Source organism: Brevibacterium yomogidense, from assembly GCF_900163715.1.
GTDB lineage: Bacteria > Actinomycetota > Actinomycetes > Actinomycetales > Brevibacteriaceae > Brevibacterium > Brevibacterium yomogidense_A.
Map to the genome: position 1 here is coordinate 160,135 of NZ_FWFF01000020.1, position 15,317 is coordinate 175,451.

Consider the following 15,317-nt stretch of genomic DNA (forward strand, 5'->3'; position numbering starts at 1 on the left):
GCATGTCCTCCCCGACCTCGTATCGTACGCTCACCAGCTCTGTGGAGGCGGAGATCGAGATCAAGCGGTCCCGCTTCCTGAGCCTCCTCGCTCCCGTCGCGGATGAGGACGGCGCCCGCGAGGTCATCGCCCAGCGGCGCGCCGAGCACCCCAAGGCACGGCACCACTGCACCGCGTTCGTCCTGGACCCGGATTCCCGCACGCGCCGCTTCAGTGATGACGGCGAACCCGCCGGCACTGCGGGCGCACCCATCCTCGACGTCCTCGTCGGCCATGAGCTGACCTACGTGCTGGCGGTCGTCACGCGCTACTTCGGCGGGACTCTGCTGGGCGCCGGCGGTCTGGTGCGCGCCTACGGCGACGCGACCTCGCAGGCAGTGGCCGCAGCACGCATCGTCACGCACTCCCAGCGCGTGCCGGTGACGGTGACGGTCGACTACGCGCTGGCCGCCGCGATCGATCGGATGGCGCACGCCGCCGGCTGGACGACGGAGTCGGAGTACGGCGCCGAGGTCGTCGTCACCGTCCGCATCCCGCCCGCGGAACTGGACGCGGGCCTGCACAGCCTCGCCGATGTGAGCGCCGGTTCTGCGGAGCCCGCGATCGGCGAACCGGAGTGGTCCGCGTGAGGGCAGCCGCGATCCGCACGACGACGGGCTGGAAGTAAAGACAAGAGCGCCCGAGGCCTGGGGCCTCGGGCGCGGTGGTCGACGTGACCGTACGGCCAGCCGGCCGCACGGTCAGTTGGCCGGACAATCAGTTGGCCGTACGGTCAATCGGCCGGACGATCAGTCGAGCTGGGCGATGCGGCCGACGGCTGCGTTGGTGAGCATCAGCAGGTCATTCGGGCGCATCTCGATCTCGAGGCCGCGACGACCGGCGGAGATGAACACCGTGTCGTGGCCGACCACGGATTCGTCGACGTAGACGGGGGTGGAGGTGCGCTGCCCGAACGGGCTCATGCCGCCTGCGGTGTACCCGGTGCGGCGCTCCGCTTCCGCGACGCCGGCGAGGGTCGCCTTCTTGCCGCCCGCGGCGGAGGCGAGTGCCTTGAGATCCAGCTGCCCCGACACCGGCACCAGCGCGCTGACCGGCTGGGAGTCGACGAGGATGTGCAGTGTCTTGAAGATCCTGTTCGGTATGACGCCCAGCTTCTCTGCTGCTTCGCTGCCGTAGCGGCGAGCGCGAGGGTCGTGCTCGTACTCGTGGACCGTGTATTCGATACCGGCCAATCCGAGGACGCGCAGAGCGGGCGTGGCGGCTACCACTTGAGTTCGACGGGACATGATGTGACCACGATACGAGATGCGCTGTACCCACACGAAATCGAGCGACCTGCGTCACACGGCGCACCGCCTCATCCGGGCCGGTATCTCAGCCCCACCCCAGCTCGTGGAGCCGGTCCTCCTCGATGCCGTAGTGGTGAGCGATCTCGTGGACGATCGTCACGAGGATCTCGTCGGCCAGATGCTCCACATCCTCCGCGAAGGCGATCAGCGGGTTCTTGAAGAGGGTGATGGTGTCCGGCGGGACGAAGCTGAAGGAACCCCCTCCCCTCTCCGTCAGGGGGATGCCGTCGTAGATGCCCAGCAGCCCGGGGGTGTCCGCCGGCGGCTCCGGCTCGACGAAGAGCGCGACGTTATCCATATGATCGACGACGCCGGGCGGCAGATCCTCCACCGCCTGGTCGACCAGGGAGTCGAACAGCTCGTCGCTGACCTCACTCACGTCCATGCGCGCCAGTCTACGGAGGGCGGGAGCAGGGGCAGTCTGCCGCCCGGATCAGCGGCGGCCCCTGTGACGGAGCACACGGCTCAGAAGATTTGCGAACCGCCTGAGGATGGGGCTAAGCTTACGGAGGTTCGCAGGCCGAAAGGCGGTAGACCGCTAGAAGCCCCCATCGTCTAGTGGCCTAGGACACCGCCCTTTCACGGCGGCGACACGGGTTCGAATCCCGTTGGGGGTACGTGTACGATAGGCGTTTGCGCACATCGCACGCACAAATGAATATGGCCCTGTAGCGCAGTTGGTTAGCGCGCCGCCCTGTCACGGCGGAGGTCGCGGGTTCGAGTCCCGTCAGGGTCGCGGAGCATAAGGCTCTTCTCTCAAGGAAGAGCCTTTGTTCTTTCATCGGTCCGGATGATCGCCCTCATCCGATCCGGCCGACAACAGAATATGGCTCTGTAGCTCAGTTGGTAGAGCGTTCGACTGAAAATCGAAAGGTCACCGGATCGACGCCGGTCGGAGCCACCATCACGAAGAAGCCCCCTGGCCCGCCAGGGGGCTTCTTCGTGCCGCATTGCCGTATCGCCGACCTACCGCTCGCCGCGCGCCGACCGCCGCATCGCCGGCCCGCTGTGCGCCGAGCGCCGAGCGCGGCAACGAAACGCACCTCAGCAGCGCGCGCCGAGTAAGTGCAATCCGGCCCAGTTCGAGAGATCTCGGGCCGGATTGCACTCACTCGATGAGGGGGACGACGAGAGTGCGGCTCACGTACTGGGACGCAGACGTCCGGGGCTCAGCCGCACTCCACGACCGAATCCACCGGATCCCTACACTGACAGCATGCCGCGCCGGACCGATGACTACAGGGGGCTCACTCAGGTGAGCCGCCTGAGACTGCTGCAGGCCGTGCACCGGAAACCCGGTCAGCAGCTGACGGCTCTGGCCGACGATGCCGGCGTGCACATCAACACCGCCCGCGATCACCTGCGCGTCCTCGAGGAGGAGGGGCTCGTCGTGAGCGCTCCCGTCGAGACCGGCAGACGCGGCCGTCCCCCGATGGGCTACTCCCCCGTGACCCGCGCCGAGCACAACCCCGAAGCTCAGCGCCGTGCTGGCGAGGCCAGATCACGCGGCTCGATGCTGCGCCGCATCGACCCCGACCTCGACCACAGCGACGACCTGGGCGACGACGCGGTCCACCAGCTCGATGCGCTGTACGAGCATCTGGACGACGCCGGCCTCGAACCGGAGGTCGACGAACGCGACCTCACCGTGGGCCTGGTCCCCTGCCTCTACCAGGAGCTCATCGATGAGGAACGCCCGCTCGTGTGCTCCGTCCACGCCAAGCTCGTCCGCCACCAGCTCGAACAGGTCTCCGGACCGCTCGAGCTGAAGAGGCTCCACCCCTTCGTGGGGCCGGACCGGTGCATGCTCGTCCTGGGACTCTCCGGAGAGGCGCCCCGGGCGAACAGGCCGGGCGGGATCGACGGCGACAGGGACGACGCCGCACTCGAACAGCATGCAGCGAACGCGCTCCGCTCACTCCAGGACCAGTCCTAGGACCATCACCCACGCGAGACGCCGGCTACCGGCTCGAAACACCGCGCCGGGAAGCGGGGTTTCGAGCCGGTAACCGGCGTCTCGGCCAGATCGACCCGCGGAGCTCACGCGGACTCGATCAACCCTCCGGGTTCCGCACCCAGAGATCCGGCCCGAAGACCTCGTAGTGGATGCTGTCGCTGGGAACGCCCTGCGAGATCAGGGTGCGCCGGGCTATCTGCATGAAGGGCAGCGGTCCGCACATGAACACCTGCGCCTCGGCCGGCAGCTCCACGTCGGTGAGGTCCATGAAGCCCGAGCGCGCGGGATGCAGGGTCGGGGCGGACTCCGCCTCCTCCTCGTACCAGTTCTGCGCCTTCGCGTCGGACATCGCCAGCACCTGCCGGCGCAGACCGTCGTACAGGGCGTGCTGGCCGTGCGACTTGTCCGCATGGAAGAGCCGCACCGTGCGGTCCGGCTGCCGGCGGGACAGGTCCTCGAGGATCGCGGCGACAGGCGTGATCCCGATGCCCGCGGACACGAGGACGACCGGCGAATCGGACTCATCCAGGATCACGTCGCCGGCAGGCTGCGACACGTCGAGGACGGTACCGGGCACCGCGTTCTCGTGGAGCCACCCGGACACCTGGCCGTCGGGCGCACCGGCGACACCGCGGACCCGCTTGATCGTCACGCGGATCGAATCGCCGCGCGGCCCGGACGAGATCGTGTACTGCCTCGGCTGCCGCGTCCCACCCGGGACATCGACGGCGATCGCGACGTACTGGCCCGTGCGGTGGCTGGGGATCTGGCCCGACACCGGTGCCAGCAGCAGGGAGAAGACCTCGTCGGATTCCTCGAAGCGCTCGACCACGCGGTACTGCCGCCACGGCTCCTCCGGGTCGGTCCCCGCTTCCGCGTACAGCTTCGCCTCCTCCGCGATGAGCGACGTCGCGAACAGCCAGTACACCTCGTCCCACGCCTGGCCGACCTCCGGCGTCACCGCGTCGCCCAGCACCTTCCCCACCGCACCCAGCAGGTAGCGGCCCACGATCGTGTACTCGCGCGCCTTGATGCCCAGGGACACGTGCTTGTGCGCGATCCGCTGCATGATCGGGGTGAAGTCCGGCGCGTCCGGATCGATGAGGTTCACCGCGAAGGCCACCACAGAGGCCGCGAGCGCCTTGGGCTGCTCCCCGACCGCCTGATTGGCGACGTTGAACACGTTGAGCAGCTCCGGGTGCGCGTCGAACATGTCGCGGTAGAAGACGGTCGTAATCTCCTCCGCATGCGCGGCGACGACCTCCGCCGTCGCTGCGACGACGGCTTCAGAATCAGGGGACAGCTTCATGGGGTGCCTTCCTCTCGTGGTCACCGTGGGTGAGTACGGTCCGATCCTCCTCCGCCGCGCGATTCCGCGCCTCCGGTTCGACCGTGATTATTCGGGATCCTGCCGATGCATCGAATCCGATCCGCCGTGCTAGGATGAAATCAATCGGTGCGGCAGCCGGACGCTCACAAGGCGCCAGGAGCCACCACCGCTGAGTCAGTCGGAGAGCCACTCCGGTCGACAGGCCCATCTGCACCCGGCGAATATTCGACCAGCCTCACAGGCCCGACGAAACGACATTTCATCTTCTTCACTCGCTTCACCCCTCACAGTCCGCAGGCAGGCACTGCACGCACCGTCGCGTGCCACACCAAGCCGTCACCGCGGATGACCCACACCCGTCCGGCGCGCAGCGTCGGATGCACCGCACACTCTCAGGTGTGCATCCCCCAGATCTCCGGACCGGCAATCGGCTCGGAAAACACGGTCACTCAGGTGGGTGGCCCGTACACAAAGGATATGCAGTATGGCTACAGGCACCGTCAAGTGGTTCAACGCGGAAAAGGGCTTCGGCTTCATCGAGCCCAGCGATGGGTCCGCTGACGTCTTCACCCACTTCAGCGCTATCGAGGGCTCCGGCTACCGCAGCCTCGAAGAGGGTCAGTCGGTCGACTTCGACGCAGAGTCAAGCCCCAAGGGCATGCAGGCGACGCGAGTCCAGGCTCTCTGATCTGCTCTGAACGGGGGTGGATGGTCATCGACCATCCACCCCCGTTCTCCATTCACCACGCCGTCCCCGGCATCGACGATGACGTCCCACGACGAGAAGCGGTAGACCCATATGCCTGCATCTGCGCCCTCAAAGCTCACGATCTCCCGTCCCTCCTCCCCCAGCCCCATCACGAGCTCCCCCGCCAAGGAATCCGGTGTGGTCCGCACCCGCCCGTTCCCCCCTCTGGCGAAGTCGTACCTGGAGGTCTCGAAGGTCGTCCGCGCCGAGGGACTCCTTGCCCGGACACCGTGGTTCTACGCGCTCATCGGCGCGGGCCTCATCCTCGGATTCGTCGCATGCGGCGTGGGGTTCGTCCTCCTCGGTGACAGCTGGTTCCAGCTCCTCATCGCTGCGGCACTGGGAATCCTCTTCACCCAGGTCGCATTCCTCGCGCACGAGGCGGCGCACCGCACCATCCTGTCGTCCGGCCGCGCGAACGACCGCCTCTCGATCTTCTTCGGCGGGGTCGTCGGGATGAGCTACTCGTGGTGGGACTCGAAGCACTCGCGCCACCACGCGAACCCGAACAAGGTCTCGAAGGACCCGGACATCGCACCGGGCGTCCTGTCCTTCGTCGCGACGGACGCGGCTCAGGCGAAGGGACCCATCCGGTGGCTGCAGAGCTACCAGGGCTGGCTCTTCTTCCCCCTCCTCACCCTGGAAGGGCTCAACCTGCATGTGCAGGGGATCCGCCACCTGTGCTCGCGCGGCAAGGTCAAGCACCGCTGGATCGAGCTCACACTGCTCGCCATCCGCTTCCCCGCGTACCTCATCCCCCTCTTCATGTTCCTGCCGCTGGGCATGGCCTTCGCGTTCCTGGGCGTCCAGCTGGCGGTGTTCGGCGTCTACATGGGCGCATCGTTCGCACCGAACCACAAGGGGATGCCCGTCATCGACCACAGCGTCAAGCTGGACTTCTTCTCGAAGCAGGTCCGCATGTCACGCAACATCCGCGGCGGCTGGTGGGCGACCTGGTTCATGGGCGGCCTCAATTACCAGATCGAGCACCACCTCTTCCCCAGCATGCCGCGCCGGCATCTCGCGAGGACCCGCCGGATCGTCATCGAGAAGTGCCGCGAACTGGGTGTCCCGTACACGGAGACCGGGCTGCTCCAGTCCTATGGCATCGTCATCGGCTACCTCAATCGTGTGGGCCTCGCCGCACGTGACCCGTTCGACTGCCCGATGATGGCCGAATACCGCCGGGGCTGACCCGCACCACCGCCGCCGAGGCCCGCTTCGCATCCGCTGCTCGGCACCTCTCCCGTACGCTGGTGGCGATGGCTGACACCGAACCCGCACGAACGCGTGCCGGGTGGATGGACATGCTCCGCGGGCTCGCGGTGCTGCTTGTCGCGCTGTTCCACATCCAGTACCCGGTCGGCGAGCGCGTCCCCGGAACCCCCGAAGCGCTGATGCGGTTCGGAGAGGCGATGCAGCCCTTCCGCATGCCTCTGCTCTTCTTCCTCTCCGGGCTCCTCCTGCCGCGGTCGCTGTCGAAGCCGATGAAGGACTACGCAGCGGGAAAGCTCCGTGGGCTCGTGTGGCCGTTCGCCCTCTGGACCGTCATCGTCGTCATCTGCTTCGAAGCCCTCTGGACCGATGAGGATCCGCTGTGGCTGTTCAAGGACGTCCCCGCGATGCTCATGGGCTGGCAGCACCTGTGGTTCCTGTCGGTGCTCATCGTCTGCTATGCCGTCGCACCGCTCACCCGCCTCCTGCCGGCGTGGACGCTCCCGCTCCCGATGGCTCTCGCCTCGACGTTCATCGTCGGCGACGGCTCATGGAGCGACTACGCCCAGAAGGTCCTCTGGTACGGAGCGTTCTTCTTCGCCGGCGCGACCGTGAGCAGGCACCTCCGCACGTGGCAGCGGATCCACCCCGCCCTGCCCGCCGCGATGCTCGCGTTCACCGTCGCATGGGGATACGTCGCAGCCCATGACAGCGAGCTGCGGACAGCGCTTGGGTTCTCGACGTTTCTCCTCTCGCTCGTCGGGGTGCTCGGGGTGCTGTGGCTCGCCCCGCGCCTTCCCCGGATCCGATTCCTCGAATGGGTCGGCAGAGGATCGATCGTCGTCTACCTGGTCAATCTGACGACGATCACCGTCGCGTTCGAGTCCATCGATGCACTGGGGATCACAGCGCCGTGGGCCGTCATCGGGCTCCTCCTCATCGCCGGACTCCTCGTCCCACTCGCGATGGTGCCCCTGCGGAACACGATCCTCTTCCGCTGGCCCGCCGGCGACCGCGCCAGCGGAGTCGCACCGTGCCAGCGCGGAGCGGGCGTCCCTCGACACGCACACGCGCAGGAGTGATCTCTACCACAGGCGTGTGCAGCTGACATACAGTGTCCGTATTCCACTCGTCCTGCATGAGGAGACGGCCATGTCCGCGGAACACACCCACACAGCTCCCGCTCCACCCGCTCCCCTGATCCCGATGTGCGCCCGCCTGTGGGCGGAGTTTCTCGGCACCTTCTGGCTGGTGCTGGGCGGCTGCGGCGCCGCGGTCCTCGCAGCGAAGGTCATCGACGGCGACGGCGTCCAGATGGGGATCGGCTTCCTCGGCGTCGCACTGGCGTTCGGCCTCACCGTCGTGACGGGTGCGTACGCTCTGGGCCACCTCTCCGGAGGACACTTCAACCCCGCGGTGACGCTGGGGGCACTGTGCGGCGGCCGCATCGAGGGCAGCGCTGTGGCGCCCTACATGCTCGTCCAGGTGATCGGCGGCGCGATCGCCGCCACCGTCATCTACGTCGTCGCCAGCGGCCAGGAGGGCTTCGCCATCGACACCGCCGCCGCGGGATCCTTCGCGACGAATGGGTTCGGTGACCTGTCACCGGGCGGCTACAGCCTGCTCGCCTGCCTCGTCATCGAGGTCGTCCTCACCGCCGTCTTCCTGTGGGTGATCCTCGGAGCCACCGACGACCGGGCGCCGGCCGGCTTCGCTCCCCTGGCCATCGGGCTGAGCCTCACCCTCATCCACCTCATCGCCATCCCGGTCACGAACACCTCGGTCAACCCGGCGCGGTCATTGGCCATGGCCCTGTACAACCCGGCAGCGCTGGGACAGGTGTGGCTGTTCATCGTCGCCCCCTTCATCGGAGCCGCGATCGCCGGGCTGACCTACAAGATGCTCACGGCCGCGAAGGCCTGAGGGCAGAGCCTCCCGTCAGCCGGCCACGAACTCCGTGGTGATCGACCCGATCCCCTCGATGGTCGTCGTCATGACATCACCGGGCTGGACAGCGATGCCGCGCGCCATGCCGACACCGGCGGGAGTGCCAGTGAAGATGAGATCCCCCGGGTAGAGGGTGACGACCTGCGACAGATCGGAGATGATCCGCTCCGGGGAGAAGATCATGTCGCCGGTGCTGCCGTCCTGAGCAGTCCAGACGTCGGCCCCCTGCGCCTGCGCGGTCGGACCCGTGAACGCGCACGAGATGCGCAGCGCGGACGGATCGGCGGGCTCATCCCGCGTCACGACCGCCGGCCCGACCGGCGCATAGCCGGGGAAGGACTTGCCCAGCGAGAACTGCGGAGCGGGCGGGCGCATCTGCACTCCCCGATCGCTGATGTCCTGCCCCACCGAGTACCCGGCGATGACGTCGGCCGCTTCGTCGACGCCCACGCGGTGGGCCTCGCGACCCACCACGACCACCAGCTCCGCCTCGTAGTCGACCGAGTCCGATGACACCGCCGCGGTGGATTCGGGTCCCGCGAGCGATGAGGCGAACTTCGTGAAGACCACGATGTTCTCCGGGTGCGCGAGGTTCGCCTCATCCGCGTGGTCCCGGTAGTTCAGCCCGATGCCGAAGATCTGGCGCGGCCGCGGGACCGGAGTCCCGAGCTGCGCGGCGGAGACCGGTCGGCCGGCGCCCGGCGCCGCCGCCTTCGCCCAGGCGGAGAACTCCTCCCACTTCTCGTAGACGTCCATCAGGTCCGGGCCGAAGCGCCCGTCCGACTGCTCTGCCACGTCCACTGCCGTGTCCTCGAGCAGCAGCACTGCCCGTCCATCCTGGTTGCCCAGCCTCATCGCCTCATCCTCTCGTCACGGCACCGTCGTTCCACGGTGCTCCAGATCATCGACACGCGGTCACGTCGTTCGTCGATACCGTCTCACGGTCTTCTCCCCGCCGCTGATGACCAGCAGCAGTCCTGCGAACCAGATCGCGCCGGCCGGCCCCACGGTCGAGGCGACGACGCCCGCCGCCATCGGCAGCGCCACCTGCCCCAGCCTGTTCCCCATGAGCCGCACCGCCAGCGCGGTGCTCCGCCACGTCATCGGCACCGCCCGCACGATCAGGGTCATGGTCAGCGGCTGCCCCAGGCCCAGGAAGAATCCGCCGATCGCCATGAGCACGATCGTGACAGTCGGCCAGGTGAGGGTCGACGGCGTCGCGACGATCATGACGCCCGCTCCCAGCAGGCTGACGATCACCAGGTCCGACCGCCTGAAGCGCGCAGACAGCCACGGCAGGCAGATCCGCGACAGGATCGTGGCAGCAGCGCGCACCGCGAGGAACACGCCGACCCACACCGGGGACACTCCGCGCTGTTCCCCCACGACCGGGAGGAACGCGATGAGCAGATCCACCATCGCCAGCAGGGCGAGGGAGGCGACCATGTGCGAGGGGACGGACGGCACGCGCAGGATCCCCAGCATGGTGGGGGCGGCGGGGTCTGCGGCGGGCCCCTCCTCAGCGGAAGCCGACCGGGACCTCGGCGACGGACCGTCTTCAGCCGCGTCGTCAGTGTGCGAGCCGGGCAGTGACATGCCGAGGATGAGCGGAGCGATCACGGGGACCGCCGCCAGCGACACCGCCGCACCGATCAGCATGATCATGCGGATGGTCGCGGTGCGCTCGTCCGGGTCCGCACCGGTGCCCAGCAGCATGCCGCCGAGGACGGGACCGATCAGCTGACCGACCGCGAACCCGGCCGTGAACCAGCCGAACCCCCGATCCAGCTCGTCGGACGGCAGGTAGCGCGCGATCGCGGCCTGGCCTGCGATCGTGAACACGATGTGGGCGACGCCCAGCACGACGGAGGCCAGGGCCACGACCCAGACACTGGTCGCGATCGAGAGAAGCAGGCAGGACGCGGCGAAGATCACGGCGCCCACGGCGATCAGGACGGACAGCCGGGGAGTCTTCTCCGTGAGCCGCCCCAGCCACAGCACCAGCACGAGCGGGAGCAGCGCGTAGGCGGAGGTGACCATTCCGACCGCTCCCGCGTCCGCGCCCATCCCCAGCAGCTGGTAGCTGATGGTGGGACGGACGAGGTTGAGCGTCGTCTGCGTGAGGATCGCGGAGCCGACGAGCAGCCACAGCCACCGGCTGCCGGACCCGCTCACATCACACTCCTCAGCCTCGATGCGACTGCGGTGCCTGTGTGCACAGCAGTCGTACGCAGGTCAGTCGCGCGCACAGCGGTCGTACGCACGTCAGTTCGCGCGCGACTGCAGGCGCTGTGTCTCCACACCGTGCATGTACCGGCCGAAGGCGTCCGCCGCGCGGTCCGCGTCATCGTCACCCAGCGCATTCACGCATTCCTCGACCAGTGCGCGCAGGTCGTTCTCCCAATTGGACGCGGACATCCCGCCCAGGTCGAGCTCGAGGATCGAGTTGAAGTCGAAGCCGTCCAGCCACTCGGCGAATTCGGAGACGATCGTCCCCGCGCCGCCGGGCGGGGTGCTGCCCACCAGGATGTCGCGGGCCCAGTCGACGCGGGCGGATGCGCTCATGATCTCCGCGCGCATGCGGATGTGCGTCGATCCGTCCGGACCCTCCTCCTCGATGACCTGGTCGACCGATTCGTCGAAGGCCAGCCACCACTGGAACGGGACGTGCCACGCGCCCATCTGCGCGTACACCAGGTCGCCGTCCTCGCGACGCAGCCAGTCCATCCGCTCCATCGACGCCTCGCGGCGCACGCTGCGCGGCACGAGCGGGTCGAGCAGGGCGGTGGGAACGGCCTCCTCCAGCTCCCGGATCGCGCTCCAGGACAGCACGTCCTGCTGGACGGGCCAGACCCTGTCGATCCCGTCGGAGGTCTGCGAGGCAGGCAGGTACATCCGCATGCTCGGCGTCGCGGGAGGCATCGGCTCCGGAGGCAGCACGACCAGTCGGTCGTCCGCGTCCTGCCGCAGTGCCGACTCGATCCGCTCCCTGTTGGCCTCCAGGCCGCTGCGCTGCCACTCAGGATGGGCGGCAAGGGGCTCGAAGACCCGCAGGCAGAGTTCGTACGGACGTGTGAATGACATGGGCACAAGCCTATCGCCGCGGGTGGCGGACTGCGCCCAGGGAGCGTCCGAAACACCGTCCGCCATATGGAAGGCGGGTGTTCGAACCCGGCTTCGGACCGTGACCCGGAATGGCTACGGTTACCGTGAAGAGGTAGGATGCTCCGGAGAACGATTCAAGACAGGCCAGGGACCTCATGTCACCCGCCCTGGATGAGCACGGAGGGGGTCAGGCCAGTGGGTCGCGGTCGCGCCAAGGCGAAGCAGATCAAGGTCGCTCGGAAGCTCAAGTACTACAGCCCGGAAACGGACCTCAGCGCACTGCAGCGTGAGCTGGGCAAGGAATCCGCGGTGTCGGATGACGACGACTTCTCGATGTACGCGGACAAGTACAACGAGGACGACGAAGACGACGACAGCAGCGACGAGCGCTGACGGACACCGTCGTCACCAGATGACGTGAGGGGCGGGAAGACCATCCGGTCTTCCCGCCCCTCACGCATTCAGCCGTGGTGCGGTGGTGCGGGGCCGCCCTGCAGTCCCCGCAGCCCCCGCAGCCTCACAGCCCCCGTCAGTCGACGAGGATCGCAGCGCCGGCGTCGACGCCCTTCGCACCCTGGACATACGCCGCGTCCGCCCCGAAGGCACCATCATCGGTGCGCACATCGCCCAGCGCCCATGCTCCGGGGTACGCGGACAGCACGTCGTCGACGCGCGCGGGATCGACCGCGAGCACCATGCCCACGCCCTGATTCCACGTGCGCTCGCGGTCGAGCCTGGGGACGCGTCCGAGGTCGCCGAGCACATCGAACACCGCCGGAACGGTCCACGAGTCGCGGCGCATGACGCCCACCGTGCCCTGCGGCAGGACCCGTGCGACGTTCGCGCTGAGCCCGCCGCCCGTCACGTGGGAGATCGAGTGGACGGCACCCGGGAGCTCTGAGATGAGCGCCAGCAGCGGCCCCGCATACACGCGCGTGGGCGTGAGGACCTCTTCGCCCAGCGACCGGCCGAACTCCGCGACCTCGCGCTCCAGCGACCAGCCTGCGTCCGCGATGATGCGGCGCACCAGCGAGTAGCCGTTCGAGTGCAGGCCCGAGGCCGGGAGGCCCACCAGCACGTCGCCCGCCTGCACGCGGTGGGCGCCCAGGACCTCGTCCGCCTCGACGACGCCCGTCGCCGCGCCGGCCACGTCGTACTCGTCCTCGCCCAACAGTCCGGGGTGCTCAGCGGTCTCGCCGCCGATCAGCGCGACCCCTGCGCTCTGGCACGCCTCCGCGATGCCGCGCACGATCGCCGCGATGCGCTCCGGCACGACCCTGCCGCACGCGATGTAGTCGGTCATGAAGAGCGGCTTGGCACCGATGACGACGATGTCGTCGACGACCATCCCGACCAGGTCGTGGCCGATCGTGTCGTGGATGTCCAGCTGCTGCGCCAGTGCGACCTTCGTCCCCACGCCGTCCGTGGAGGTCGCGAGCTGCGGTGAGCGGTAGTCCTTGAGCGCGGTGGCGTCGAAGAGCCCGGCGAATCCGCCCACGCCGCCCACCACCTGCGGGGTGTGGGTCGCGGACACGGCCGCCTTCATGAGCTCGACTGCGCGGTCACCGGCCTCCACGTCCACGCCGGCGGAGGCGTAGGTGGTGCCGGATGGCTGGGAATCGTCGTGCGGAAGCGTCATCGTCATGTCCTCGTGTGGGTGAATTCCATCCCGGGGCCCTCCACCGGGATCGGGTAGCTGCCGGAGAAGCACGCAGTGCAGAGGTCCGCGCGCGGCTGATGGGTCGCGGAGATCATTCCGTCCAGGGAGATGTAGCCCAGGCTGTCCGCACCCAGGTTCCGGCCGATCTCGTCCACGTCCAGGCCGTTGGCGATCAGCTCTGCGCGGCTGGCGAAGTCGATCCCGTAGAAGCACGGCCACTTCACCGGGGGCGACGAGATGCGGACGTGCACCTCCTTCGCCCCTGCGGCGCGCAGCATCTTCACGAGCGCGCGCTGGGTGTTGCCGCGCACGATCGAATCGTCGACGACGATCAGGCGCTTGCCCTCGATGTTCTCGCGCACCGGGTTGAGCTTGAGGCGGATGCCCAGCTGGCGCAGCGACTGCGTGGGCTGGATGAAGGTCCGGCCCACGTAGGCGTTCTTCATGAGTCCCTGACCGAACGGGATGCCGGATTCCTCCGCATAACCGACCGCTGCGGGCACTCCGGATTCCGGGGTCGCGATGACCATGTCCGCGTCGATGGGGTGCTCGCGCGCCAGGACGCGGCCCATCTCCGCACGGGCGGCGTGGACGGTGCGACCGGCCAGCACGCTGTCCGGCCGGGCGACGTAGACGTACTCGAAGACGCACTGCGCACGCGTCGTCTCCGCGAAGCGCTCCGACCGCAGTCCGTCCTCATCGATCGCGATGAGCTCGCCCGGCTCCACCTCGCGGACGAACGTGGCGCCGACGATGTCCAGTGCGGCCGTCTCCGATGCGACGACCCAGCCGCGGTCCAGACGGCCCAGCACCAGAGGGCGCACGCCGTGGCGATCGCGAGCGGCGTAGAGCGTCCCCTCGTCCATGAACGCGAGGCTGAAGGCGCCCTCCAGCGACGGCAGCAGCTCCATCGCCGCATCGTGCAGCGATTCCTTCTCCGAGGACCCGAGCAGCTTCGTGATGAGCGAGGTATCGCTCGAGGAGTCCCGGTGGCCGCGGGTGCGCAGGGTCTTGTTCGTCGCGCGCGCCACGGTCTGCTGGTGGTTCGCGTGGGCGTCCTCGGCCATCTCCTCGAGCGTCTCGACGTTCGTGAGGTTGCCGTTGTGCGCGAGTGCGAGCGTGCCGAACGGCGTGGGTCCCAGTGTGGGCTGGGCGTTCTCCCAGGAGGAGGCGCCGTGCGTCGCGTACCGCGTGTGGCCCAGCGCGATGTGGCCGGGCAGGGTCCCGAGGTCGGACTCCTTGAAGACGGAGGACACGAGCCCCATGTCCCGGTAGATGAGGATCTGCTCGCCGTTGCTCGCCGCGATCCCCGCGGACTCCTGGCCGCGGTGCTGCAGGGCATACAGGGCGAAGTACGTCAGCCGGGCCACTTCCTCGCCGGGGGCCCAGACGCCGAAGACGCCGCACTCCTCCCCTGGTGGCGGTTCGAGGCCGTCGGGCGCTTCGGGGCCGTCGGGCCGTTCGGAGGACTGCGTGGGCGTGGGGGTGCTCGCGTCGCGGGCGACGCGGGACAGGTTCACGGCTGGCACGTCGTCATTGTTCCACATCGCCGTTCGGCTCCTGCTCGCCGTCCGCCGCCGGTGCGGAACCGTCCGCGCCGTCCGCGGTCCGGTCATCCGCCGAGGCCGCGGCGGCATTGCCGTTCTCCCCGAATTCCGGCGCGGCCGGGGCCTTCCTGGCGACGTATTCGCCCCGCACCGTGTAGGTGCGGGCCCTCTTCGCATTGACGCGATCGAGGATGAGGGCCACCGACAGCCCGAGCGCCGCGCCGACCAGGCCCAGCAGCAGCATGAGGAGTGCCATCGTCGCACCGAGCGAGTAGTCGCTCGTGAGCACCGATGTGTCCACGGGCAGGACGACCAGCACACCCGCGGCGATGAAGCCGAGGAGCACCCCCAGCAGGAGGAAGGTCCCGAAGCGGGGCGTGCGGCGGACGACTACGTCGACGTCGTCTGTCATCCGGATATCGGGGTCGCTCATCGGCTCCTGCTCAGTGACGGGGGGTG

Annotated in this window: 16 protein-coding genes and 3 tRNA genes; 10 read left to right on the top strand and 9 right to left on the bottom strand. The window is 68.4% G+C overall.

The window, feature by feature from the left end; translation table 11 throughout:
- Positions 1-2 precede the first annotated feature (2 nt).
- Complete coding sequence (locus FM105_RS13220) at positions 3-629, top strand: YigZ family protein (RefSeq protein ID WP_087008996.1); 627 nt, start codon at positions 3-5, stop codon at positions 627-629.
- A gap of 159 nt (positions 630-788) precedes the next feature.
- On the opposite strand, the gene ybaK is transcribed toward FM105_RS13220, so the two are convergent.
- Together ybaK and FM105_RS13230 are read right to left on the bottom strand one after the other, a co-directional pair.
- Positions 789-1,286, bottom strand: coding sequence for a Cys-tRNA(Pro) deacylase (gene ybaK, locus FM105_RS13225; RefSeq protein ID WP_087009238.1), 498 nt, complete (start codon positions 1,284-1,286; stop codon positions 789-791).
- Between the two features lie 88 nt (positions 1,287-1,374).
- Positions 1,375-1,734: a metallopeptidase family protein gene (locus tag FM105_RS13230; RefSeq protein ID WP_179207190.1), complete on the bottom strand. Its 360-nt coding sequence runs from the start codon at positions 1,732-1,734 to the stop codon at positions 1,375-1,377.
- Between the two features lie 159 nt (positions 1,735-1,893).
- On the opposite strand from FM105_RS13230, the gene FM105_RS13235 reads away from it, so the two are divergent.
- The 4 genes from FM105_RS13235 to FM105_RS13250 all read left to right on the top strand — a co-directional run bounded on the left by FM105_RS13235 (position 1,894) and on the right by FM105_RS13250 (position 3,285).
- Positions 1,894-1,966: transfer RNA gene (locus FM105_RS13235), tRNA-Glu, on the top strand.
- A gap of 45 nt (positions 1,967-2,011) precedes the next feature.
- A tRNA-Asp gene (locus FM105_RS13240) sits at positions 2,012-2,085 on the top strand.
- Positions 2,086-2,177: 92 nt separating this feature from the next.
- Positions 2,178-2,253, top strand: a tRNA-Phe gene (locus FM105_RS13245).
- 312 nt (positions 2,254-2,565) lie between these two features.
- Positions 2,566-3,285: a helix-turn-helix domain-containing protein gene (locus FM105_RS13250; protein WP_087008998.1), complete on the top strand. Its 720-nt coding sequence runs from the start codon at positions 2,566-2,568 to the stop codon at positions 3,283-3,285.
- A 118-nt stretch (positions 3,286-3,403) separates the two neighbouring features.
- On the opposite strand, the gene FM105_RS13255 is transcribed toward FM105_RS13250, so the two are convergent.
- Complete coding sequence (locus tag FM105_RS13255) at positions 3,404-4,615, bottom strand: globin domain-containing protein (protein ID WP_087009000.1); 1,212 nt, start codon at positions 4,613-4,615, stop codon at positions 3,404-3,406.
- A gap of 505 nt (positions 4,616-5,120) precedes the next feature.
- Here FM105_RS13255 and FM105_RS13260 point away from each other — a divergent pair.
- The 4 genes from FM105_RS13260 (at position 5,121) to aqpZ (ending at position 8,522) form a co-directional block, all read left to right on the top strand.
- A complete protein-coding gene (locus tag FM105_RS13260; protein ID WP_087009002.1) occupies positions 5,121-5,324 on the top strand; it encodes a cold-shock protein in 204 nt (67 codons plus the stop codon).
- Between the two features lie 111 nt (positions 5,325-5,435).
- On the top strand, positions 5,436-6,578 hold the full coding sequence (locus FM105_RS13265) for a fatty acid desaturase family protein (protein WP_087009004.1): 1,143 nt from the start codon (positions 5,436-5,438) through the stop codon (positions 6,576-6,578).
- Between the two features lie 68 nt (positions 6,579-6,646).
- Complete coding sequence (locus FM105_RS13270) at positions 6,647-7,681, top strand: acyltransferase family protein (protein WP_087009006.1); 1,035 nt, start codon at positions 6,647-6,649, stop codon at positions 7,679-7,681.
- Between the two features lie 70 nt (positions 7,682-7,751).
- Positions 7,752-8,522: an aquaporin Z gene (gene aqpZ, locus FM105_RS13275; protein WP_256970407.1), complete on the top strand. Its 771-nt coding sequence runs from the start codon at positions 7,752-7,754 to the stop codon at positions 8,520-8,522.
- A 15-nt stretch (positions 8,523-8,537) separates the two neighbouring features.
- Here aqpZ and FM105_RS13280 read toward each other — a convergent pair whose 3' ends face one another.
- From FM105_RS13280 to FM105_RS13290, 3 genes are all read right to left on the bottom strand, one after another.
- Entirely contained in the window at positions 8,538-9,401 is an 864-nt protein-coding gene (locus FM105_RS13280; protein WP_087009008.1) for a fumarylacetoacetate hydrolase family protein, read from the bottom strand.
- A 60-nt stretch (positions 9,402-9,461) separates the two neighbouring features.
- On the bottom strand, positions 9,462-10,721 hold the full coding sequence (locus tag FM105_RS13285; protein ID WP_087009009.1) for an MFS transporter: 1,260 nt from the start codon (positions 10,719-10,721) through the stop codon (positions 9,462-9,464).
- Between the two features lie 90 nt (positions 10,722-10,811).
- Entirely contained in the window at positions 10,812-11,630 is an 819-nt protein-coding gene (locus tag FM105_RS13290; RefSeq protein WP_087009011.1) for a hypothetical protein, read from the bottom strand.
- A gap of 216 nt (positions 11,631-11,846) precedes the next feature.
- Here FM105_RS13290 and FM105_RS13295 point away from each other — a divergent pair, with 216 nt between their 5' ends.
- Positions 11,847-12,044, top strand: coding sequence for a DUF3073 domain-containing protein (locus FM105_RS13295; protein ID WP_087009012.1), 198 nt, complete (start codon positions 11,847-11,849; stop codon positions 12,042-12,044).
- A 136-nt stretch (positions 12,045-12,180) separates the two neighbouring features.
- On the opposite strand, the gene purM is transcribed toward FM105_RS13295, so the two are convergent.
- The 3 genes from purM to FM105_RS13310 are packed head-to-tail and all read right to left on the bottom strand — an operon-like array spanning position 12,181 to position 15,291.
- Positions 12,181-13,290 (bottom strand): phosphoribosylformylglycinamidine cyclo-ligase, encoded by a 1,110-nt coding sequence (gene purM / locus FM105_RS13300; RefSeq protein ID WP_087009014.1) that lies wholly within the window; start codon positions 13,288-13,290, stop codon positions 12,181-12,183.
- A gap of 2 nt (positions 13,291-13,292) precedes the next feature.
- Positions 13,293-14,858: an amidophosphoribosyltransferase gene (gene purF / locus FM105_RS13305; protein WP_087009016.1), complete on the bottom strand. Its 1,566-nt coding sequence runs from the start codon at positions 14,856-14,858 to the stop codon at positions 13,293-13,295.
- Positions 14,845-15,291: a hypothetical protein gene (locus FM105_RS13310; RefSeq protein WP_087009018.1), complete on the bottom strand. Its 447-nt coding sequence runs from the start codon at positions 15,289-15,291 to the stop codon at positions 14,845-14,847. Before FM105_RS13310 ends, purF begins: the two co-directional genes overlap by 14 nt.
- Between the last annotated feature and the right edge of the window lie 26 nt (positions 15,292-15,317).